At 38.7% G+C, this 20,759-nt stretch carries 22 protein-coding genes; 10 read left to right on the top strand and 12 right to left on the bottom strand.

Features of this window, described 5'->3' with window-relative positions; all coding sequences use genetic code 11:
- Position 1: 1 nt before the first annotated feature.
- From rnr to ACTF5Q_RS08385, 5 genes are all read right to left on the bottom strand, one after another.
- Positions 2 to 2,101, bottom strand: coding sequence for a ribonuclease R (gene rnr, locus ACTF5Q_RS08405; RefSeq protein ID WP_438954176.1), 2,100 nt, complete (start codon positions 2,099 to 2,101; stop codon positions 2 to 4).
- 140 nt (positions 2,102 to 2,241) lie between these two features.
- Complete coding sequence (locus tag ACTF5Q_RS08400) at positions 2,242 to 2,844, bottom strand: TIGR04282 family arsenosugar biosynthesis glycosyltransferase (RefSeq protein WP_438954175.1); 603 nt, start codon at positions 2,842 to 2,844, stop codon at positions 2,242 to 2,244.
- Entirely contained in the window at positions 2,831 to 3,982 is a 1,152-nt protein-coding gene (gene dapE / locus ACTF5Q_RS08395; protein WP_438954174.1) for a succinyl-diaminopimelate desuccinylase, read from the bottom strand. The genes ACTF5Q_RS08400 and dapE overlap by 14 nt, the downstream gene beginning before the upstream one ends.
- 8 nt (positions 3,983 to 3,990) lie before the next feature.
- Complete coding sequence (locus ACTF5Q_RS08390; RefSeq protein WP_154033983.1) at positions 3,991 to 4,641, bottom strand: HAD hydrolase-like protein; 651 nt, start codon at positions 4,639 to 4,641, stop codon at positions 3,991 to 3,993.
- The gene (locus ACTF5Q_RS08385; protein WP_438954173.1) at positions 4,638 to 5,024 is read right to left on the bottom strand and encodes a hypothetical protein; all 387 of its coding nucleotides are present in this window, start codon (positions 5,022 to 5,024) and stop codon (positions 4,638 to 4,640) included. Before ACTF5Q_RS08385 ends, ACTF5Q_RS08390 begins: the two co-directional genes overlap by 4 nt.
- A 160-nt stretch (positions 5,025 to 5,184) precedes the next feature.
- Here ACTF5Q_RS08385 and ilvD point away from each other — a divergent pair, with 160 nt between their 5' ends.
- Positions 5,185 to 7,011 (top strand): dihydroxy-acid dehydratase, encoded by a 1,827-nt coding sequence (ilvD, locus tag ACTF5Q_RS08380; RefSeq protein WP_438954172.1) that lies wholly within the window; start codon positions 5,185 to 5,187, stop codon positions 7,009 to 7,011.
- A gap of 36 nt (positions 7,012 to 7,047) precedes the next feature.
- Here the strand turns inward: ilvD and dapD are convergent, their stop codons facing one another.
- From dapD to ACTF5Q_RS08365, 3 genes are all read right to left on the bottom strand, one after another.
- The gene (gene dapD / locus ACTF5Q_RS08375; RefSeq protein WP_438954171.1) at positions 7,048 to 7,875 is read right to left on the bottom strand and encodes a 2,3,4,5-tetrahydropyridine-2,6-dicarboxylate N-succinyltransferase; all 828 of its coding nucleotides are present in this window, start codon (positions 7,873 to 7,875) and stop codon (positions 7,048 to 7,050) included.
- A gap of 110 nt (positions 7,876 to 7,985) precedes the next feature.
- Positions 7,986 to 8,564 carry a Smr/MutS family protein gene (locus tag ACTF5Q_RS08370; protein ID WP_438954170.1) on the bottom strand — a complete coding sequence of 193 codons (579 nt, stop codon included), beginning with the start codon at positions 8,562 to 8,564 and terminating at the stop codon, positions 7,986 to 7,988.
- A gap of 56 nt (positions 8,565 to 8,620) precedes the next feature.
- A complete protein-coding gene (locus ACTF5Q_RS08365) occupies positions 8,621 to 9,277 on the bottom strand; it encodes a Tim44/TimA family putative adaptor protein (protein ID WP_438954169.1) in 657 nt (218 codons plus the stop codon).
- Between the two features lie 105 nt (positions 9,278 to 9,382).
- On the opposite strand from ACTF5Q_RS08365, the gene ACTF5Q_RS08360 reads away from it, so the two are divergent.
- Together ACTF5Q_RS08360 and secB are read left to right on the top strand one after the other, a co-directional pair.
- Entirely contained in the window at positions 9,383 to 9,850 is a 468-nt protein-coding gene (locus ACTF5Q_RS08360; protein ID WP_438954168.1) for an FxsA family protein, read from the top strand.
- Between the two features lie 27 nt (positions 9,851 to 9,877).
- On the top strand, positions 9,878 to 10,387 hold the full coding sequence (gene secB, locus ACTF5Q_RS08355; RefSeq protein WP_438954263.1) for a protein-export chaperone SecB: 510 nt from the start codon (positions 9,878 to 9,880) through the stop codon (positions 10,385 to 10,387).
- A 6-nt stretch (positions 10,388 to 10,393) separates the two neighbouring features.
- Here secB and dnaQ read toward each other — a convergent pair whose 3' ends face one another.
- The 4 genes from dnaQ to ACTF5Q_RS08335 are packed head-to-tail and all read right to left on the bottom strand — an operon-like array spanning position 10,394 to position 13,104.
- Positions 10,394 to 11,095 (bottom strand): DNA polymerase III subunit epsilon, encoded by a 702-nt coding sequence (gene dnaQ / locus ACTF5Q_RS08350; RefSeq protein ID WP_438954167.1) that lies wholly within the window; start codon positions 11,093 to 11,095, stop codon positions 10,394 to 10,396.
- A 4-nt stretch (positions 11,096 to 11,099) separates the two neighbouring features.
- On the bottom strand, positions 11,100 to 11,675 hold the full coding sequence (coaE, locus tag ACTF5Q_RS08345; protein WP_438954166.1) for a dephospho-CoA kinase: 576 nt from the start codon (positions 11,673 to 11,675) through the stop codon (positions 11,100 to 11,102).
- The gene (locus ACTF5Q_RS08340; protein WP_438954165.1) at positions 11,672 to 12,508 is read right to left on the bottom strand and encodes a shikimate dehydrogenase; all 837 of its coding nucleotides are present in this window, start codon (positions 12,506 to 12,508) and stop codon (positions 11,672 to 11,674) included. Before ACTF5Q_RS08340 ends, coaE begins: the two co-directional genes overlap by 4 nt.
- Positions 12,505 to 13,104 (bottom strand): Maf family protein, encoded by a 600-nt coding sequence (locus ACTF5Q_RS08335; protein ID WP_438954164.1) that lies wholly within the window; start codon positions 13,102 to 13,104, stop codon positions 12,505 to 12,507. Before ACTF5Q_RS08335 ends, ACTF5Q_RS08340 begins: the two co-directional genes overlap by 4 nt.
- A 312-nt stretch (positions 13,105 to 13,416) precedes the next feature.
- On the opposite strand from ACTF5Q_RS08335, the gene ACTF5Q_RS08330 reads away from it, so the two are divergent.
- The 7 genes from ACTF5Q_RS08330 (at position 13,417) to ACTF5Q_RS08300 (ending at position 20,759) form a co-directional block, all read left to right on the top strand.
- The gene (locus tag ACTF5Q_RS08330; protein ID WP_438954163.1) at positions 13,417 to 13,866 is read left to right on the top strand and encodes a CopD family protein; all 450 of its coding nucleotides are present in this window, start codon (positions 13,417 to 13,419) and stop codon (positions 13,864 to 13,866) included.
- Between the two features lie 91 nt (positions 13,867 to 13,957).
- Positions 13,958 to 15,229, top strand: a complete 1,272-nt coding sequence (gene rho, locus ACTF5Q_RS08325; RefSeq protein WP_438954262.1) for a transcription termination factor Rho — start codon at positions 13,958 to 13,960, stop codon at positions 15,227 to 15,229.
- Between the two features lie 19 nt (positions 15,230 to 15,248).
- On the top strand, positions 15,249 to 16,532 hold the full coding sequence (mnmE, locus tag ACTF5Q_RS08320; protein WP_438954162.1) for a tRNA uridine-5-carboxymethylaminomethyl(34) synthesis GTPase MnmE: 1,284 nt from the start codon (positions 15,249 to 15,251) through the stop codon (positions 16,530 to 16,532).
- A complete protein-coding gene (mnmG, locus tag ACTF5Q_RS08315; protein ID WP_438954161.1) occupies positions 16,533 to 18,404 on the top strand; it encodes a tRNA uridine-5-carboxymethylaminomethyl(34) synthesis enzyme MnmG in 1,872 nt (623 codons plus the stop codon). It abuts the gene before it with no gap.
- Complete coding sequence (rsmG, locus tag ACTF5Q_RS08310; RefSeq protein WP_438954160.1) at positions 18,401 to 19,021, top strand: 16S rRNA (guanine(527)-N(7))-methyltransferase RsmG; 621 nt, start codon at positions 18,401 to 18,403, stop codon at positions 19,019 to 19,021. The genes mnmG and rsmG overlap by 4 nt, the downstream gene beginning before the upstream one ends.
- The gene (locus ACTF5Q_RS08305; protein WP_438954159.1) at positions 19,014 to 19,817 is read left to right on the top strand and encodes a ParA family protein; all 804 of its coding nucleotides are present in this window, start codon (positions 19,014 to 19,016) and stop codon (positions 19,815 to 19,817) included. Before rsmG ends, ACTF5Q_RS08305 begins: the two co-directional genes overlap by 8 nt.
- Positions 19,818 to 19,838: 21 nt before the next feature.
- Positions 19,839 to 20,759: a ParB/RepB/Spo0J family partition protein gene (locus ACTF5Q_RS08300; RefSeq protein WP_438954158.1), complete on the top strand. Its 921-nt coding sequence runs from the start codon at positions 19,839 to 19,841 to the stop codon at positions 20,757 to 20,759.

The raw sequence follows: 20,759 nt of genomic DNA, 5'->3' as shown, positions 1-20,759 counted from the left end.
ATCAGGATACTTTTATTCTTCTTTCTCTTCTCTTTATTTTTAATTTCTTATTCCGTGTTTTATATTTGTTTTTATTAAAAAATTTAGATCTACCTTTGCTACCCTCATAATTTAATTGCTCATTTTCAAGATGGGTAAGCTGAAACACTATACCGCCCGCAAAAGGGTCTACCTCTGAAAGCTTCACCCGAACCGACATTCCTAATTCCAGCTTTAGCCCAGTTTCTGAACCAATCAACCTGTTCGCAGATTTATCATATTTGAAATATTCATTAGCTATTGTCCTTACTGGAACAATGCCATTTGCACCTGTCTCATCTAGCCTTACAAATATCCCAAAATTTGATACCCCACTTATACTACCACAAAATTCATTTCCAATTCTTTCCGACAGGAAATGCGCAAGGTACCTGTCATTAGTATCTCGCTCTGCAACCATAGAGCGCCGCTCAGATTCAGATATTTTCTCTGCTGTACTATGAATATTATCAATATCTATATCTTTAAGACCATCATCGCCCAACCCAACTGCAGATATCAAAGCGCGATGAATAATGAGATCAGAGTAACGCCTAATGGGTGATGTAAAGTGGGCATACTGAGACAAAGACAAACCAAAATGACCAAAATTTTCTGGTGAATAAAATGCCTGGTTCATAGAGCGTAATGCCGATAGATTTATTAAGTCTCGAAAGGGTGCTGACTCTGCCTGAGCTAATAGTTCATTAATATGGGAAGCTTTTATATTTTGACCCTTTGACAACTTTAATCCTACCGAAACCGCTGTCTTTCTCAAAGCTTCAATCTTCTCTTTATCGGGCTCTTCATGTACCCTAAAAATTGTAGGTGTTTTTTTGTAAGATAATGTCTCTGCTGCACAAACATTCGCAAGAATCATAAATTCTTCTATAAGTTTATGTGCCTCTAACCTTTCTTTGAATCTAACGTCTTTGACTATACCTTTTTCATCTATTTCTATCTTCCGTTCTGGAAGGTTCAAATCTAGAGGACTTCTAGCCTTTCTTGAAATTTTTAGACAGGAATAGGCATCATAAAGTGGTTTAATGACAGTATTTACAAGATCCAGAACTTTCGGTTTTCCTTTACCTTTATCAATAACTTCCTGAACTTCGCCATACTCAAGAGATGCCCAAGATTGAATTACTGCACGCGTAAACTTATGACTTATTTTATTACCTACTGAGTCAATTTTTATTTTTACAACAATACACGCTCTCTTTTCCCCCTCATGCAAACTGCAAAGATTGCCAGATAAGTTGTCTGGAAGCATTGGAACAACTCTGTCAGGAAAATAAGTGGAGTTACCCCTGTGACGTGCTTCATTGTCTATTGCATCGCCAGATCGGACGAAGTGTGCTACATCAGCTATAGCTACCCATATTAAATGACCACCAATATTTTTTGGATCGTCATCCGGTTTTGCATAACAAGCATCGTCATGATCACGGGCGTCTTTAGGATCAATCGTGACAAAGGGCACGTGCGAATAATCGTCCCATTTTTTATTTTGTAAAAAGGAGGCTTTTTTAGACTGAAGAAGTACATCTTCTGGAAAAATATTGGGAATCTTATGTTGGTGAATTGCAATAAGAGATACAGATTTTGGAGCAGAAGGATCGCCCAACCTTTCAGAAACTCTAACCTTTTCAGAGCGAATTCTTCTTCCAGAGTCAATTTTACTGAATTCAACTAATTCTCCATCTTCAATAACCACACCTTTGTCCAACTCTACCAACCAATCTTTGCCAGATTTATCTATCGATTTAACTCTCGGTCCATTTGGCGTAATTTGGAAAATTCCAAGTTTTGTTTGAGAATTATCGTCTATTTTCTTTATAATCTTTCCAACATAGTCGAAATTGTTAGAATTGACGGGTTTAATCCGAGTCAGAATTCGGTCGCCATAGGATAAGAGACCCGTGAACTTATCATGCTCAATATAAACGATTGGCTCGTCTCCGGCCTCTTCCCAAGAAACGGGACGTGCAAAAATCTCACCATCGCTGGTTGGCGCCATAACTTGTAAAATGAGAATTTTATCCATAGTCTTTGAAGAATTATGAGCTTTATTAGTCTTCACAAAGAATCCAATATTTTTCTCTCAGCCGATATGGGTATAAACTTAAACCCTGTACTATCCTTTAGATAACGTATGATTTTCATTTATCCAGGCCGTATTTTCATAATACAAAATCGATGAATCGCCTAGCCAAGACGAAATTAGGATGTTTTTTTTTGTATAGTGTCATAATCGATGCCGTTGTCGATATCACGTAGCACATCACAAGCAGCCCATCTGTCAGTTTCCAAAGTTTTTATAGTATCGTCGAAAGCATAGTTTGATGACCACCGCACTTTTGTGAAAGTTTTTTTTGATATCTTCCTAATTTTTTTTGCACCAAAAAGCCAAAACCCGCCATCGAAAGTAGGTCCTAAAACGTACTCGTTCCTACGTAAAATCTTAAAAGCCCGATCTATCTTTTCCTTACTTACATCTGGAATATCAGAACCAATTATACAAATCGGACCAACGCGAAAACTATCTAATATCTTGAGCATTCTTTCTCCCAACCCTGACATTCCCTGGGAGATCCGCATCAATTCAGAAGGCCAAATCCTACTATTTTGTCCCTCAATATCTGGAGAAACAGCAATTACAGTTTCCCACTTAGGGTGTACAACATTTCGTATAAGCGATAAACTTTGATGTCTATACCACCAAGCAGATTCAATCATTCCGATATCATTTCCCAACCGTGTTTTGACTTTCCCAGGTCTTGGTTCTTTTACCATAACCACCAAAGTTGGTTTATATTTCGGCAAAATAATTTTCCAAAATGCGAGTATAGACTTTCTTTAAATTGCGGATTTGACTTATCTCAACCCTCTCATCAATTGCATGCATAGTCTTTCCCACTAGCCCAAATTCCACGACAGGGCAGATGTTCTTTATAAATCTTGCATCAGAAGTTCCACCCGTCGTCGACAAAGACGGTTTAACCCCAAGTTCTTGCTGGATAGAATTGCAAATTATGTCAGATAACTGCCCTGGAGGTGTCAAAAAGCTTTCCCCGGACGTATGCGTATCAACTGTAATTTCTGTCCCAGTTTTTTCAGCAAAGTCTTTTGAAGTTCTTTCCAACCATTTTTTTATAGACTCACTGGTATGATTATCATTGAACCTTATATTAATCACGGCTTTTGCCATTTCTGGAATTACATTGGTTGCAGAATTTCCAGTATCAATGGAAGTTATGACTAGGGTCGACGCATCAAAATGTTTGGAGCCAATATCCAAACTTTCTTCACTAAGAGAATGCATTAACTGCACAAGTGCATTAAGCGGATTTATTGCTAGCTGTGGATAAGCGGTGTGCCCTTGCAGACCCTTAACACAAAACCTTGCTGTAATTGATCCCCTACGCCCAATCTTTACCATTTCACCGAGGTAATCCGGACAAGTCGGCTCACCCACCAAACAATGGCTTATTTTTTCATTATTTTTCTGCATCCAATCTAGAATTGCAGCCGTTCCGTTTTTAGCTTCCCCTTCTTCATCTCCCGTAATAGTAATAACGATAGAACCATTTGGCGGATTTTTTGATACAAAATCTATGGCTGACGCGACAAATGCCGCGACACTCGACTTCATATCGGTGGCACCTCGACCAAATAAATAGCCATCCTTCACCTCAGCCCCAAAAGGGTCTACTGACCATGACTCTGCATTTCCAACCGGCACTACATCCGTATGCCCATTATAACCGAAACTTCTTTCAGCTCTCCCCGAACCCCAGCGAGCAAAAAGATTTTCTACTCCCGCACGGCTAATTCGAGAGCATATAAATCCATTTTTATTTAGCAAATCCTCTATCAAAGTAATTGCCCCCGCTTCTTTTGGTGTTACGGACGGACATTTTATGAGTTCAGCTGTAAGGTTTACAGGATCAATTTCATTCATAATTTCACCTAAATTGGTAACAGTTTATTTACCACTGTGGCCAGCTCCCTTGTTTCTTTAATCAGGCAGTCGGCTCCTGCTGCTCTCAACTCATTTATTGATCCATATCCATAGCTCACTCCTATAGATTTAATCAAGTTAGATTTTGCACCAATAATATCGTATCGTCTGTCACCTATCATTAAAGCATCGCTGGGTTGAGAACCTGTAGTACTTAATGCATGTTGCAATAAGCTGGACTTATCAGATAATGAGCCATCCAGATTAGAACCAAACTGATATGAGAAATATCTTGATAGCTGAAAATACTCTAATATGGAAATAGCCGAAGCAGTTGGCTTTGATGTTGCAACACCAAGCATATAACCCATCGATTTTAATTCCGAAAGCTGCTCTGGAATACCAGTATAGACACTATTTTCGATATATCCTTTTACATCGTATCGCTCTCGATACAAATCAACAGCGTAATTTAAATCTTCCTCCGGAACACCTAGCTTATTAAATGTGCCCCAAAGAGATGGTCCCACTACCCAGTCACTTTCAGGTCCAAGCTTTTCTAGTTTCATTTTATCAAGAGCATAGTTAATGCATGCCTTTATTCCCGGCCCAGCGTCCGTCAATGTCCCATCTAGATCAAAAAATATGATACGTCTCAATTTACTATGTCTTCCTCTGTTTCATTTCCAAATAAGGGCATAACATCAGCTACTATGACAGAGTTTTCATTTAGGGCGCGCAACATGATTTTGTTTTCCTCCAGATCAATTTCATGTCCATTTTTCAATCTTTCTTCAATTGAACCATAGCCAACTACATTCAGTGGAGACATATTAGAACGCTTCAACGTTGCAACTGCTTCTCGAACCGCTTCTTCTTCATCAATTCCAGTAGAATAACAAATTAATGTCGCACCAATAGAGTTTCTTGGAAGACCATCATTTTTTGATCGACCTAGACTTACCTCTAAAGTAAATATCGCGCGCTGTTTTCTATTTTTATCAATAATTTTTTTCATAAACCAGGGGTTTGTTAATTTCATCGATATTACATTTAGATATCATATACTAAATTTTACTGACATAAAAATTACGTGTATCCGGAAATCTATATAATGCTTCTTGAATAGTTTGAATTTCAATTTAGTTGCGAATATTAAAATTATTCAATAATGCATAAAAAGGTAATTAAAAGGAAAGCCCATGTACCGATCTAGAACCTCCACTCATGGAAGAAATATGGCTGGGGCACGAGGCTTATGGCGTGCCACGGGAATGAAAGATGATGATTTTGGTAAACCAATTATCGCTGTGGTAAACTCGTTCACACAATTTGTTCCAGGCCATGTTCACCTCAAAGATTTGGGCCAAATGGTAGCTCGTGAAATAGAAAAATCTGGCGGCGTCGCTAAGGAATTTAATACTATTGCCGTCGATGATGGAATTGCCATGGGTCATGATGGGATGCTTTACTCTCTACCATCGCGGGAAGTTATAGCCGACTCGGTTGAATATATGGTGAATGCGCATTGTGCAGATGCAATGGTTTGCATTTCCAATTGTGATAAAATTACCCCTGGAATGCTGATGGCAGCGATGCGTCTCAATATACCAGCTGTTTTTGTTTCCGGCGGACCAATGGAGGCCGGCAAAATAATTTGGGACGGCAAAGAAAAGGCATTAGATTTAGTTGATGCAATGGTTTACGCTGCAGACGAAAAATATTCTGACGAAGAAGTTGCAGAAGTTGAGCGATCTGCATGCCCAACATGCGGATCTTGCTCTGGAATGTTCACTGCAAACTCAATGAACTGTCTTACAGAAGCTTTAGGGCTTTCACTACCTGGAAATGGATCAGTTTTAGCAACTCATTCGGACCGACAAAATCTTTTTCTGAACGCCGGTAGAATAATAGTTGAAATAGCTAAACGTTGTTATGAAAAGGGTGATACATCCGTTTTACCACGGTCCATTGCTTCTTTTAAGGCATTCGAAAATGCAATGACGCTGGATATTTCCATGGGTGGGTCGACCAATACTGTTCTCCACCTATTAGCGGCGTCATATGAAGGCAACGTTGGTTTTACAATGGATGATATAGATCGGTTATCTAGAAAAGTACCTGTTTTATGTAAGGTTGCTCCAGCAAAATCTGATGTTCATATGGAAGATGTACACAGAGCGGGCGGTATAATGGCAATTTTGGGCGAACTAGACCGAGCTGGCCTCATTGATACAAGCTTGCCGACGGTTCATAGCAAAACATTATCTGACGCCCTTAAGGTTTGGGATATTTCTCAAACAACTGATGAGAAAGCTTTATCTTTCTATAAAGCCGCACCAGGAGGCGTTCCGACCCAAACAGCATTTTCACAAAGTCGCCGCTTTGAAAAACTCGATCTTGATAGAGCGAAGGGTGTTATTCGCAGTAAGGAAAAGGCCTTCTCACAAGATGGTGGTCTTGCTGTGCTTTATGGAAATTTAGCAGAAGACGGCTGTATCGTTAAAACAGCTGGTGTTGATGAAAAAATATTAAAATTTACTGGCCCAGCTTATGTTGTTGAAAGCCAAGATGATGCTGTCAATGACATACTGACAGGAAAGGTTAAATCAGGAGACGTCGTAATAATTAGACATGAAGGACCTCGTGGGGGACCAGGAATGCAAGAAATGCTCTATCCTACCAGCTATTTAAAGTCGAAAGGTCTTGGCTCTGCTTGCGCACTTGTTACAGATGGGCGTTTTTCCGGCGGCACCTCTGGTTTATCGATAGGACATGTTTCACCAGAAGCGGCAGAGGGCGGCACAATTGGGCTGGTAGAAACTGGTGATGAAGTTCAAATCAACATACCTGAAAGAAAAATTCATTTAAATGTTTCTGATGAAACACTTGCTAAACGTCGTATTCAACAAGATAAAAACGGCTGGATACCCAAAAAGAAACGTAAGCGGAAGGTGACCACTGCCCTTAAAGCATATGCTGCATTAACGACATCTGCTTCTAAGGGTGCTGTACGAGTGGTAGACTAGGAGCCGTCATACCAAAAGGTGTAATTCTATAAATTATTAATCACGGAGAAGTTCATTAATTCCCGTTTTGCTACGGGTTCTCTCATCAACTCTTTTAACAATCACTGCACAGTATAAACTTATGTTATTTTTGCTTGGCATTGAACCAGAAACGACTACTGAATAAGGAGGAACTTCTCCATACATTACCTCTCCTGTTTCTCGATCTACTATTTTGGTCGATTGCCCTATGTAAACTCCCATCCCAAAAACTGAACCCTCTCGAACGATTACACCTTCTACCACTTCGGAACGGGCACCTATAAAACAATTATCTTCTATTATTGTCGGAGAGGCCTGCATTGGCTCTAATACGCCACCGATACCAACACCTCCAGATAAATGTACGTTCTTACCTATTTGGGCACAACTGCCAACCGTAGCCCATGTGTCTACCATTGTTCCTGTATCTACATATGCACCAAGATTTACAAATGAAGGCATTAGAACAACTCCTGGCGCTATATATGCAGAACGTCTTACAACACAACTTGGTACAGCTCTAAAACCTGCTTCTTTCCAATCTTTAGTGTTCCATCCTTTGAACTTATTATCAACTTTGTCCCACCAACCTGAGTTCTGCGGGCCACCCTCGTGTACCTCCATATCTTTAAGTCTAAAGCCGAGCAAAACGGCCTTTTTTGCCCATTGGTTTACGATCCAATCACCTTTGTCATTTTTCTCAGCAACACGTAAACTTCCAGTATCAAGAGCAGATAAAGTTGCTTCAATAGCTTTTCTCGTTTCACCAGTTGTTGAAGGGGTTATTTCTTCTCGAACATTCCAAGCAGCTTCTATAGAATTTACCAGCTCTGAATTTGACATATGTTTCTCCAATAATTTCCTGTGCTATATATTTTAAGATCGATCGATACAACGAAAAATCTTTTACATAAGTTAAATTTTATAAACTAGAGAGTTCTTCAATCTGTCTATTATGGCCTACTACGGCGTAGGTATATATATAAAGCACCATAGCCACCGTGTCTTTGGTGCGCCTTTTCGACTTGGAGTATTAAATTAGACAACCTTGGTTCCTTTAACCAAAGAGGAACCTGCGATCTGAGCACCCCATTGCGTTGCGGAATAACATAACCAGGATCAGAGTTTTTACCTTTTCCTGTTATTACCAATACCAGTCTTTTCTGTCTATTGTGAGAAGAAACTATAAAATTTAATAAGGCTGGATATGCTTGTTCTAGTGTCATGCCGTGAAGATCCAGCCACGCCTCTGGTTCGAGCATGCCTTTTTTCAGCTTGTCAAAAGCCTTCATATCCATTTTTACTTTTTGAGCACCAGTTGAAACGAACCCTTTTTTGATAGCTATATTTTCATTTAATTGCGGCCTGAGGGCTCTCTTAGGGGGGGCATTGGTGGGTTTACTATTTTTTGGACTAATTTGACCCGAGCTAATGTCACTTTCAGTCAGAGTTTTATCGTTAAGGGGTAGAGTAGACTTGGCTACTTTTTCCCAAAGCTTTGTTTCTTCCAGACTAAGTTTTCTCCTTTTCATGACTTTGCACCCAGAGACTTATGAAGTTGGCCTCACTACACAGTTGAATAATTATTCTAACTACTTGTGGCAACAAGGAGCCAATTCGGATCAGATGATGATAAATCACGAGAGAACGTCCATGTGTCTCGCTGACGTTTTACCTGTTTAGCATCACCCTCCACAATCTCACCATCTTTATTTTTCACAACTGAAGAAAGCTCTCCCGTAAATGCAACGGAAAGTTCTGCTACATTAGTTTTATCATCAAAGTCTGCATTTTTTAAGCTAAGTTCTCTTATCCCATAAAACTCTGCCTCAACCTTCAGCTTCTTTTTTGCTCGCATATCGATTACTTGCTGAAATGCGTCTTTCACATCTTCGTCAAGGAAGCTCTCAACATCTTTTAAATCACCATTTTCAAATGCCATTAGTATCATTTCATATGCGGACCTTGCCCCAGTCAAAAAATCATTCACCATAAAATCTGCGTCTACTTTTTTCATGCGCGCCAAAGCTTCAGCAGATGGACTTTTTTTGTCAACATTGTCAGTAATGTCCGTATCTTCACCGCCATCAATTACGCGAAAATCTCTAGCGTTTTTGGAAGGAGCAGCATCTTGTAACGGAGGTTTTTCAAAGCCTTCGCGGGTACCCAGTACATTCTTTAATCTTAAAACCAAAAAAATGGCTATTCCTGCTAAAACAAGAATTTCAATAATTGCTGGACTCATTTCACGCTCCTGATCAGTGCGATAGTGGTAATTTTACTTTCAACTACTTATGTAGGTGCTAAAGGTGTTAATGTCCACTAAAGTGAATTAAGGATAATAAATTAGATGTGGCTTTTTCTTCTATTTTTTACAGTACCAGTAATTGAGATCGTCTTATTCATTAAGGTAGGCGGTACAATTGGCCTAATGCCAACAGTTTTTATTATATTAATTACAGCCATTGCAGGAACTGTGTTTGTTAAACAACAAGCCTCACAACTCTTCGATTTGTTCAAACGAAAAGCGGGAAGATTGGAGGACCCTTCCGAACCTATTGGGCATGGTGTATTAGTTCTTTTTGCGGGAGCATTATTGCTTACACCAGGCTTTTTCACAGATTTTATTGGTTTCCTTTTACTTATCCCAAATTTTCGATATTGGCTGTTTAGAAAACTTGAAAAAAAATTTATTCACGTGGGTCGTTTTGATGAGGGTACTTCATATCAAAACAGAACAATTTATGATGCAGAATATAAAGATATCACACCTAATGATGGATCACCTTGGAAAAAAAATACAAACCCTAAAGACTGAAATCTTATAGAGTAATCAGATTATAGTATTGCTCGACAGGAGAATTTAATGGCTAAGAAAACAGATGAAATAACACCGCCAAAAATGAATATTCTTGCACAGTATGTAAGAGACCTCTCCTTTGAGAACATTCTTGCACAAAAGGGGGTCGATGGTGAGTTGAACCCAGAAATACAAGTTAATGTAAACATAGACGCAAAAAAGCGTACGACAGATAAACAGTTTGACGTAATAATAAAACTTCGCGTTGATAGTAAATCTAAAAATACAAATAATATTCTCTTTGTATTGGAGCTAGATTACGGCGGCGTCTTTCAAATCGAAAATGTCCCAGACGATCAATTACACCCATATTTACTTATAGAATGCCCCAGAATGTTGTTTCCATTTCTTCGCAGAATCGTGAGTGATGTTACTCGTGATGGTGGTTTTCCACCACTAAATTTAGAAAACATAGATTTCTTAAAATTATACAGGCAAGAAATAGACAGGAGAAAAAATGCAAAAGAAAAAAATGGATCTAAAGTGAAACACTAGGGGGTGCTACGCCTTTAAAATTTCTGACCACATTGAATGGTCCCCAAGCTGCTTAATAAATTTTCTATGTCTATTTTCTTCGTCTTTTGTTATCCTTGGTTTCAAATTTTCAGCCCTTTCACGTATTCTCTTTGCTTTTCCGGGGTTACTACTATTTCCATGTTCAACATCAGTAATATTTAGCGTGAAATCGGGTTGTTTTCCTCCAACCAACTCTAAATATACTTCCGCTAAAATTTGGCTATCAAGCAATGCGCCGTGTACCACTCTCGCTGAATTATCAATTTTAAACCTTCTACAAAGAGAATCTAACGAAGCGGGTGATCCTGGATATTTTTTTCGTGCGATAGCTAGTGTATCTGTCGCTCTGTCAAATGGTATCTCTTCTTTTTCACACTTTATTAATTCTGCATTAATGAACTTCATATCGAAAATAGCATTATGAATAACTAACTTCGCTGATCCTATAAACTCCAAGAATTGATTAACGATTTCTGAAAATTTTGGTTTGTTGGAAAGAAACTCATCGCTTAACCCGTGTATCGCAAACGCTTGATCCGGCATAGCCATAAGTGGATTAATATATTGATGATATTCTTTTCCTGTGGGAACGTGGTTCATTAATTCCACTGCTCCAATTTCTACTATCCGGTGTCCATCTTCTGGATCCAAGCCAGTGGTTTCCGTATCTAAGACTATCTCTCTCATTATATTAAACTCGCAACATATTGAGTATTTCCAGTACTTTTTCTTCAACCTTTTCATGAGATGTTGTCTCAATGGTAAAGTCAGAAAGTTTGCATTTTTCTTCACTGGGCATTTGTTTTGAAATCAATTCTTTGTAATAGTTATCAATATTATCAGTTCTCTTTTTTAATCTTTCTATTTGATTTTTCGCACTAGTAAAAACACATACCGTTTTATCCATTTCTTTATCCAGGCCAGTTTCAAATAAAAGCGGTATATCAAAAACTGCTATGTCAGCGGTATTTTGATTTTGAAAGTCTTGTCTATCAGCTTGTATGAGAGGATATACAATTTTTTCCAACTCTTTAAGTTTTTCAGGCTGCTTTTTCAAAAGCACCTTTAACTTATTCCTTGAAATCGAACCGTTTTCTACTGATGTGGGGAATAACTTAGATACAGCTTTCACTGCTATACCACCTTTTGAATATAGTTTATGAACGGTTTTATCAGCATCCCAGAGCGCACAACCATGTTTTACAAAAATACCTGCTGTGGTTGTTTTGCCCATTCCTATGGAACCTGTTAGCCCAATCTTTATCATTGGCTGATCAACAATTCGCGCAAATTTTCTGAAACGTCTGGCTTCACCCCAAACCAACGTTCAAACCCAGGTATGGCCTGATGGATTAACATTCCCAAGCCATCTACTGTACGACAGCCTCTTTTTGCTGCATTTTCTAAAAGGGGTGTGTTAAGGGGGGTATACACTATGTCTGTAACAAGAGTGTTTTTTCTCAACCCCTGCAACGAAATTGGAAGCTCTTCTTTACCGTCCATACCAAGTGATGTTGCGTTTATAACAGTCGATGCATCACTGAGATAATTCTGGACTTTCGTCCAATCTACAACTTTAATTTTAGCTCCAAAATCAGACCTTAGCTGATCTGCTCTAGATCTTGTTCTGTTTGCAAGTATTACTTCATTTGCTCCATCTTCAATTAGTGCCCCCAGTATTGCGCGTGACGCCCCACCTGCCCCGAATACAACCGATGTACCTTCGCCGGCCGACCAATCATTATATTTGCACTTTATATTTTGTAAAAATCCATAACCATCTGTATTGTCAGCATAAATTCTGCCATCTTGTAAAAATGTAAGAGTATTAGCCGCACCAATTATTGCTGCTCTATCAGAAATTTTATCTGCTATTTTTAATACTTTCTCCTTGTAAGGTATCGTCACATTGGCTCCTACGAAACCTAAATCAATGAGAGCTCGAATGCTGTTTTCGAAATTTCTTGGATCTATATCAAGTGGTATGTAGTAGCCACCTATATTAAATAATGACAACCAATAATTATGAAGTTTGGGTGATTTAGAATGGTTTATGGGATGACCTAATACTGCTGCCACTGGTATAGGAGATAAGCTCACTGCTCTATTACTCCTCGATTTAATAGGTGGTCTATTAATTGTATTATTGGTAAACCTAGCACGCTAAAATAATCTCCATCTATTTTTGAAAAAAGAGAAATACCTGAATTTTCAATTTGATAGCCGCCCACACTATGTTTTATATCATCCCAGTTATCTTGAACATATTTTGATATATACCGATCTGATAAATTCCGCATGGTCATACTTACTGATCCAATGAAACGCCATTCAGGTTTTTGCGCTTTATAAACTACACACGCAGAATGTAGCTTATGTTTATTTCCTTGAAGCTGTTTAAGTTGATGAATTAACTCTTCCTGGTCTTTCGCTTTAGATAGTATTTTACTGTTAAAGTCTAAAATTTGATCGCAGCCTATAACTATGCTATCAGAAAATCTGTTTGATATTTTCCTCGCCTTCATATCTGCTAGTACGTCTGCTATATCACGTGCAGGATAGTTATTACTGATATAAGATAGCTTCACTTCTTTCTCATCTATCGCTGGATCAACAGTACTGAACTCAATACCTGCTTTCTCCATAAGTAATGATCTGATTTGAGATTTTGATGCTAATACTATCCCACATGTCATGTTAATAAATCTTTAATATCTAAGGATGTTTCAAAAGTTCTGTTTTGTTTTAAACTTTTTAATCTTTTTTTTTATTTTATGATAGATTTATATACAGTGGATAAGGATAAATTAAAGTATAATTTTTTTGTTTATTTTCTTGTGGAAAAGTATTTAACTTACTAATTTTATATAATTTTTTATAACATTTATTTTTTAACAGACTTGTTAATATGTTCTTGATAAAATTTAATCCACCATTTCCCTTTTATCTATTACTAAAACTACTCTTTTATATTAATATTTTATTTGTAAAGAATAAGTGATGTTAATATGAACGATATATTAATCGTACTATATCCGTGGATAAAATCTCTCCATTTGATATCAGTGATATCCTGGATGGCTGGTTTATTTTATTTACCAAGAATTCTTGTTTATCATGTCGAGCGTTCTGATGGCAAAGATCAAATTAATGAGGTCTTTCTTATCATGGAGAAAAAGCTCCATTCTTTTATTATGACACCTGCTATGATCGTATCATGGATTTGTGGTTTTTTATTAGCAGCTACTCCTGGTATCATAGATTTTTCGCACATGTGGGTTTGGGTAAAATTATTAGCGATAATAGTTATGACTATATTTAATATTTGGTTAGGATTAAAAATCAGCGATTTTAAAATCAATAATAATACTTTGTCAGGTAAACAATATAGGTTACTGAATGAAGTTCCAACAATTCTACTAGTAATAATAATAGTATCTGTAGTACTGAAATATTAACTTTTATTGACTTAAATAAAAAATTTCATTACGGGAACATATCCTGTTCTGGATACAAACTTCAAAATTACACTGCTTGAGAGGGTACATGATGTCTGCTCAAAAATTGAATTTATCTGACCTTAAATCAAAGAGTCCTAAAGACCTTTTATCAATGGCAGAAGAGCTAGAAATAGAGAACGCTTCTACTATGCGTAAAGGCGAAATGATGTTTCAAATTCTTAGAGAGCGAGCGGATGAAGGTTGGGAAGTTTTTGGAGAAGGAGTACTAGAAGTATTACAAGATGGGTTTGGTTTTCTAAGAGCACCTGAGGCAAATTATCTTCCCGGTCCAGACGATATATATGTATCCCCAGAAATTATACGTCAGTTTTCGTTGAGAACTGGTGACACAGTAGAAGGTATGATCAAAGCGCCGGATGAAAATGAGCGCTATTTTGCTATCGTTGGTGTCAACCAAATAAATTTTCAAGATCCGCAAAAAGCAAAACATAAAATTGCATTTGATAATCTTACACCACTTTACCCAGATGAACGTTTAACGATGGAGATTGAAGATCCTACGGTTAAGGATAGATCAGCCAGAGTAATAGATCTAGTCGCACCAATAGGTAAAGGTCAACGGTCATTAATTGTAGCACCGCCCAGAACAGGAAAGACCGTCATTTTGCAAAACATCGCGCATAGCATAGAAAAAAACCATCCAGAATGTTATTTGATTGTGTTGCTAATCGATGAGCGACCAGAAGAAGTTACCGATATGCAGAGGTCAGTTAAAGGAGAGGTAATATCTTCCACATTTGATGAGCCTGCTACGCGGCACGTCGCAGTTTCTGAAATGGTAATAGAAAAATCTAAGCGTCTTGTTGAGCACAAGCGTGATGTCGTTATTTTACTGGATTCTATAACTAGACTTGGCAGGGCCTTTAATACTGTAATACCGTCTTCGGGTAAAGTTTTAACAGGTGGTGTAGATGCAAATGCTCTTCAAAGGCCAAAAAGGTTCTTTGGTGCGGCAAGAAATATAGAAGAGGGTGGTTCATTAACTATTATTTCAACCGCATTAATCGACACAGGTTCCAGAATGGATGAGGTTATTTTTGAAGAATTTAAGGGTACAGGTAACAGTGAAATTGTTTTAGACCGTAAAGTAGCTGATAAGAGAGTTTTCCCCGCGATTGACATATTAAAATCTGGTACAAGAAAAGAGGATCTATTAATTGACAAGCTAGATTTGCAGAAAACTTTTGTGCTTAGACGAATACTGAACCCTATGGGGACGACAGACGGAATAGAGTTTTTATTATCTAAACTAAAACAAACTAAAACAAATGCAGAATTTTTTGATTCGATGAATACTTAGCCCAATAAGAGAATGCTAATTGGATACTATATTCGCACTTGCATCCGCACCCGGTAAAGCCGGTATATCAATAGTAAGGCTGTCTGGGCCTCTTGCAATTAATGTTGCCGAGAAGCTCACAAAATCAAAATTAAAGGAAAAGCAACCAAATCTAAGAGTGATCTATGATTCTGATAATCATTTTATAGATCAAGCACTTATACTTATATTTAACAAACCTTATAGTTTCACGGGAGAAAATGTAGTAGAATTTCATTTGCATGGTTCGAGTGCAGTCGTATCGTCAGTAATTAAATTATTATGTAATTTCAAAGGCTTAAGACCTGCAGAAGCTGGAGAATTTACTCGTTGCGCTCTTGAAAATGGCAAAATTGATTTAGCTCAAGTAGAGGGCTTGGCAGATCTTATAGATGCAGAAACAGACGCACAACATAAACAGGCTGCAAGAATTTTTAACGGTGCGCTGGGTGAAAAAACTAAAGAGTGGAGGGCAAAGCTCGTAAAAGCTGGAGCATTATTAGTAGCAACATTAGATTTTGCCGATGAAGAAGTTCCTGAAGAAGTTACATCGGAAGTTGAAAAACTAATTAATATGGTGCTCAGCGACCTAGATAAAGAAATTATTGGTGTTCAGACAGCAGAAAGAATACGTTCAGGTTTCGAAGTAGCGATTGTGGGTGCGCCTAACTTAGGAAAGTCAACATTACTTAACTATTTGGTTGGCAGAGACGCAGCAATCACCTCAAACGTTAGTGGTACGACTAGAGATGTAATAGAGGTAAAGCTCGATTTGCGTGGCCTGCCAGTAACTATATTGGATACGGCAGGAATACGTAAATCAGACGATAGGGTAGAAGAGATCGGTATTAGCCGAGCCTTAGAGAGATCAAGTTTGAGTGATCTCCGGATAGTTTTGACTGAGGATGGAGAGTACCCATCGGAGTTAAAAAGGAGAGACACGGATATAACTTGTATTGCAAAGGATGATCAGGGAAATAGAGGTGGTGTTTCAGGAAAAACTGGTGCCGGTATAGATAGGTTAAAAAACAACATCTGGGATATATTGAATGATAAAGCACAATATGTAGGCATTGCAACTCGTGAGCGGCACAAAAGTTCAATGGTTAATGCTAAGAAGTTTTTAGGCAATGCAGTCGTCTCATTAAGGGATGGGCCAGAATATTATGATATAACAGCAGAAGAAATAAGAGCTGCAACATCTGCACTAGATAGCTTAATTGGAAGAATCGGTGTAGAAGACGTTTTAGATGAAGTTTTCTCAAGTTTTTGTCTCGGTAAATAGGTGTTTCACGTGAAACAGTATGACGTAGTTGTTATCGGTGGAGGGCATGCTGGCTGTGAAGCAGCAGCGGCAGCAGCCCGTATAGGCGCTAATACAGCATTAGTAACAATGAAAAGCTCAGACATTGGAATAATGTCTTGTAACCCGGCGATAGGTGGTTTGGGAAAAGGACATCTGGTGCGGGAAATAGACGCTCTAGGTGGCTTGATGGCTCTGGCCGCCGATGATGCGGGTATACAGTTTAGGTTGTTAAATAAAAAAAAGGGTCCAGCAGTACAAGGTCCAAGAGCCCAAGCTGATAGAAAGCTATATCAATTTTCGATGAGCATGCGTCTATTAGGCATTAAGGGCCTGCATTTGGTTGAGGGAGAAGTTGTTGATCTACTGGTAGATGGTTACCGTGTCTGTGGTGTTATGCTTGCGGACGGAGTGGAGCTATCCGCCCATTCTGTGGTTATTACTTCAGGGACTTTTTTAAATGGCCGAATTCATATAGGTACAGATAATCGTTCTGGTGGTCGCGTGGGGGACAAGGCGTCAAATTTGTTAGCGGATAGAATTAAAGACTTAGGTTTAGATATTGGGCGATTAAAAACAGGTACGCCCCCCAGAATAGACGGGCGCACTATAGCATGGGATAAAGTTGAAAAGCAGCACGGTGATGAAGAGCCAGTGATGTTTTCTTTTTTAAACAGTGCTCCTGTTGTTCCTCAGGTGTCCTGCGGGGTAACTCACACAAATGAAAAAACCCACGAGATTATCAGAAAAAATCTAGACAAATCAGCAGTGTACGGTGGTAAAATAGAAGGTGTTGGACCTCGTTACTGTCCATCAATTGAAGATAAAATTGTCAGGTTTGCAGATAAAGATTCCCATCAAATATTCCTGGAGCCAGAAGGTTTGAAAGATCATACCGTATACCCGAATGGAATCTCGACATCTTTGCCTGTTGAGGTGCAAGAACAATATGTAAGAAGTATCGTTGGTCTAGAGGACGTGGCAATATTACAGCCCGGATATGCCATTGAGTATGATTATGTTGACCCAAGGTCTCTTGATAGCACATTGGCAGTTAAGGGCATTGATGGACTTTATTTGGCTGGACAAATAAACGGGACCACAGGTTACGAAGAGGCAGCAGCACAGGGATTGGTAGCGGGTTTAAGCGCGGGGCTAGTTTCTCTTGGTTCTGAGGGGGTGCAGTTTTCTAGATCTGATAGTTACATTGGTGTTATGATTGATGATTTGGTTTGTCGGGGTGTCACAGAGCCTTACAGAATGTTCACATCGAGAGCAGAGTTTAGATTGTCGCTTAGGGCTGATAATGCGGATCAAAGGCTAACTCCAAAAGGGCTTGAAATTGGCTGTGTAGGCAGAGAGAGAGAAGATAATTTTATAAATAAAATCAATAGGATAAAAAAGGCTAGAAAGCTTTTTGAAAACCAAACATACACACCAAAAACCCTTTCACAAAATGGAATTTCTATTAGCCAAGATGGGAATCGTAGAACCCTTATGCAGGTTCTAGCGTTCCCAAATGTTTCTTATAAGGATCTGTTTAAGTTAGAACCCAAACTGATAAAGATAGATGAGGAGACGCTTAAACAAATCCAAAAAGACGCCACTTATGTTAACTATTTAGATAGACAAAGAAAAGATATTGATACGATCAAAAAGGATGAGCGCGTCTTAATTCCAATGGATTTAGATTACAATTCGATTCAGGGTCTATCCACGGAGTTAAGGCTGAAGTTGTCTAGGGCACGTCCAAAAAACATGCTTCAAGCTTCCAACATAGATGGGATTACCCCCGCAGCCCTAATGTTAGTAATGGCCAAGATAAAGTTTTTAGGCAAAGCTGCCTCCGCATGAGCGATAGAAAATTATTGCCCGGACTTGATGTTTCACGTGAAACATATTCAAGGCTAAAAGACTATGAAAAGCTGCTTTTTAAGTGGAATTCCAAAATTAACCTTGTTTCTAAATCAACTCTTCCAGAGTTTTGGGGTCGCCATATCCTAGATAGTGCTCAACTTTTTTCATTATTTGGTGAAAAAACTGGAAAATGGGTTGATCTTGGGAGTGGTGGTGGTTTTCCAGGCCTGGTTGTTGCAATTTTATCAGATGAGCTTGGTATACCAAACAGACTCTCTCTTGTAGAGGCCGATGTTCGAAAATCTGTATTTTTAAAAACAGTTTGTAGAGAGCTCGGCCTAAAAGTTGATGTGTACAATAGTCGAATAGAAGAGTTGCCAAAGATGTCGGCTGATGTTTTAAGTGCTAGAGCTCTCGCACCTCTTAAGACTCTATGTTTTTACGCTGAAAAACATTTGAAAAAAGATGGTTTGGCGGTTTTCGCAAAAGGCGAAAGTTGGGAGTCAGAGGTGTTTGAAGCCCAAAAAAATTGGATTTTTGATTTTGACGCTGTTAAAAGTAAATTGCATGAAGGGTCAGTTATATTGGCTCTAAGAGGTATTAAAGGTGTCTAATAGTAGTACCAACAATGACTTTAAGGTGGTAGCTGTTACAAATCAAAAAGGCGGTGTTGGGAAGACCACAACCACAATAAATTTGAGCGCAGCTCTTGTGGAGCTAGGAAAAAAAGTACTTATTATCGACTTAGACCCTCAGGGAAATGCGTCGACAGGTCTTGGAATCGATTATGAGCAGAGGAACCTAACTGTCTATGATGTCCTCTTGGCAGAAGCAGCTATTTCTAGCGCAATTTTGCCTACCTCCATGGAGGGCCTCGATATTGTGCCGTCAACAGTAGACCTTAGCTCAGCGGATATAGAGTTAATTAAAACATCAAATCACAGTACTGCTCTTTCCAGGGCTTTGGTTGATGACAAGACCTTGGCGGGTAATTATGATTTTATTTTTGTGGACTGTCCGCCTTCGTTGAGCCTATTAACTATTAATGCAATGGTTGTCTCAGATTCTGTTCTTATACCTTTGCAGAGTGAATTCTTTGCTTTGGAAGGACTGTCACAACTAATGCTGTCTGTCCGAGAGGTCAGAAAGTCTGTAAACACTGGGCTTCGGTTTGAGGGTGTCGTACTAACAATGTTTGATCGACGTAATAATTTAAGTCAGCAAGTTGAGAAAGATGCCAGAGAAAACTTGGGCGAACTTGTTTTTAAGACAGTGATACCAAGAAATGTTAGAGTAAGTGAGGCGCCATCGCACTCTGTGCCCGTTTTGACTTACGAGCCTAGATCCCGGGGGGCGCAGGCTTATAGAAGATTAGCTAAAGAGTTTTTAAAAAATAATAAAAGTATTTAATGCAAATTTTGGGTAACCATTATGAATAATAAAACTAATAAAAACAAGGGCTTAGGGAGGGGCCTCAGTTCTCTCATTGCTGATGTTTCAGGCTTGGCTGATACAGAGATGTCATCAGATTCTATGGTGGTTGATAGATCAGGATATCGTAGTGAACCAATAATAAACATCTTCCCAAATCCGGAACAGCCCCGTCGAACTTTTAGTGATGAAGGCTTGAGAGAGCTATCAAAGAGCATTCAAGAGAGGGGTATCGTTCAACCGCTCATTGTTAGAAAAAAATCAAATGCCGATGGGTTTGAAATAGTAGCTGGGGAAAGAAGGTGGCGAGCAGCTCAGCTTGCGCAATTGGACTCTTTGCCGGTGATAGTAAAAGATTTCTCAGATAATGAGGTTCTTGAGGTTGCAATTATCGAAAATATTCAACGTGAAGAATTGAATCCAATTGAGGAGGCTCGTGGGTATCAGCAGCTGATGGAAAAGTTTGGAAGGACCCAGGAACAGGTTTCTACTGCTCTAGGAAAAAGTAGAAGTTATGTTGCTAATCTCGTAAGGTTGTTAAATTTACCCGATGAAGTAATAGGTTATTTAGTGTCAGGGCAGATCAGTGCTGGTCATGCTAAGGTTTTGGTTTCATCTGACGAGGCAATAAAAATCGCCAGGTTGATAATCTCAGATAATCTGTCAGTAAGGGAGACAGAGAAATTAGCGCGCTCACTTAATAAGTCAGACAATAAGATCTTAAATCAAAAACCGAAAAAAACTACTTTAAAACATAAAGATACGGATACGAAGGCTATTGAGAACGAGTTGTCTGCTGCTTTGGGTTTGAGGGTTTTCATAGAGCACAGTGCTGGTGGTGAAAATGGTAGTATAATTTTGAAGTACAAAACTTTAGAAGAGTTTGATCGAGTTCGTGATCTCTTAATTGGAGAAGAGTGA

It is taken from the genome of Candidatus Salinivivens marinus (assembly GCF_965655845.1).
Lineage (GTDB): Bacteria > Pseudomonadota > Alphaproteobacteria > Rhodobacterales > Rhodobacteraceae > Salinivivens > Salinivivens marinus.
The sequence above is the reverse complement of the archived record's forward strand: the minus strand, read 5'-3'. Positions and strand labels throughout refer to the sequence as shown.

Excerpts from the sequence above, each read along its gene's own strand:
- dapD (WP_438954171.1), bottom strand. The coding sequence starts at position 7,875 with ATGTCAAATTCAGAGCTGGTAAATTCTATAGAAGCTGCTTGGAATGTT.
- ACTF5Q_RS08370 (WP_438954170.1), bottom strand. The coding sequence starts at position 8,564 with ATGAAAAGGAGAAAACTTAGTCTGGAAGAAACAAAGCTTTGGGAAAAA.
- ilvD (WP_438954172.1), top strand. The coding sequence starts at position 5,185 with ATGTACCGATCTAGAACCTCCACTCATGGAAGAAATATGGCTGGGGCA.
- dnaQ (WP_438954167.1), bottom strand. The coding sequence starts at position 11,095 with ATGAGAGAGATAGTCTTAGATACGGAAACCACTGGCTTGGATCCAGAA.
- ACTF5Q_RS08330 (WP_438954163.1), top strand. The coding sequence starts at position 13,417 with ATGAACGATATATTAATCGTACTATATCCGTGGATAAAATCTCTCCAT.
- ACTF5Q_RS08365 (WP_438954169.1), bottom strand. The coding sequence starts at position 9,277 with ATGAGTCCAGCAATTATTGAAATTCTTGTTTTAGCAGGAATAGCCATT.
- ACTF5Q_RS08360 (WP_438954168.1), top strand. The coding sequence starts at position 9,383 with ATGTGGCTTTTTCTTCTATTTTTTACAGTACCAGTAATTGAGATCGTC.
- rho (WP_438954262.1), top strand. The coding sequence starts at position 13,958 with ATGTCTGCTCAAAAATTGAATTTATCTGACCTTAAATCAAAGAGTCCT.
- coaE (WP_438954166.1), bottom strand. The coding sequence starts at position 11,675 with ATGATAAAGATTGGGCTAACAGGTTCCATAGGAATGGGCAAAACAACC.
- dapE (WP_438954174.1), bottom strand. The coding sequence starts at position 3,982 with ATGAATGAAATTGATCCTGTAAACCTTACAGCTGAACTCATAAAATGT.
- ACTF5Q_RS08335 (WP_438954164.1), bottom strand. The coding sequence starts at position 13,104 with ATGACATGTGGGATAGTATTAGCATCAAAATCTCAAATCAGATCATTA.
- rsmG (WP_438954160.1), top strand. The coding sequence starts at position 18,401 with ATGAGCGATAGAAAATTATTGCCCGGACTTGATGTTTCACGTGAAACA.
- ACTF5Q_RS08385 (WP_438954173.1), bottom strand. The coding sequence starts at position 5,024 with ATGAAATTAACAAACCCCTGGTTTATGAAAAAAATTATTGATAAAAAT.
- ACTF5Q_RS08300 (WP_438954158.1), top strand. The coding sequence starts at position 19,839 with ATGAATAATAAAACTAATAAAAACAAGGGCTTAGGGAGGGGCCTCAGT.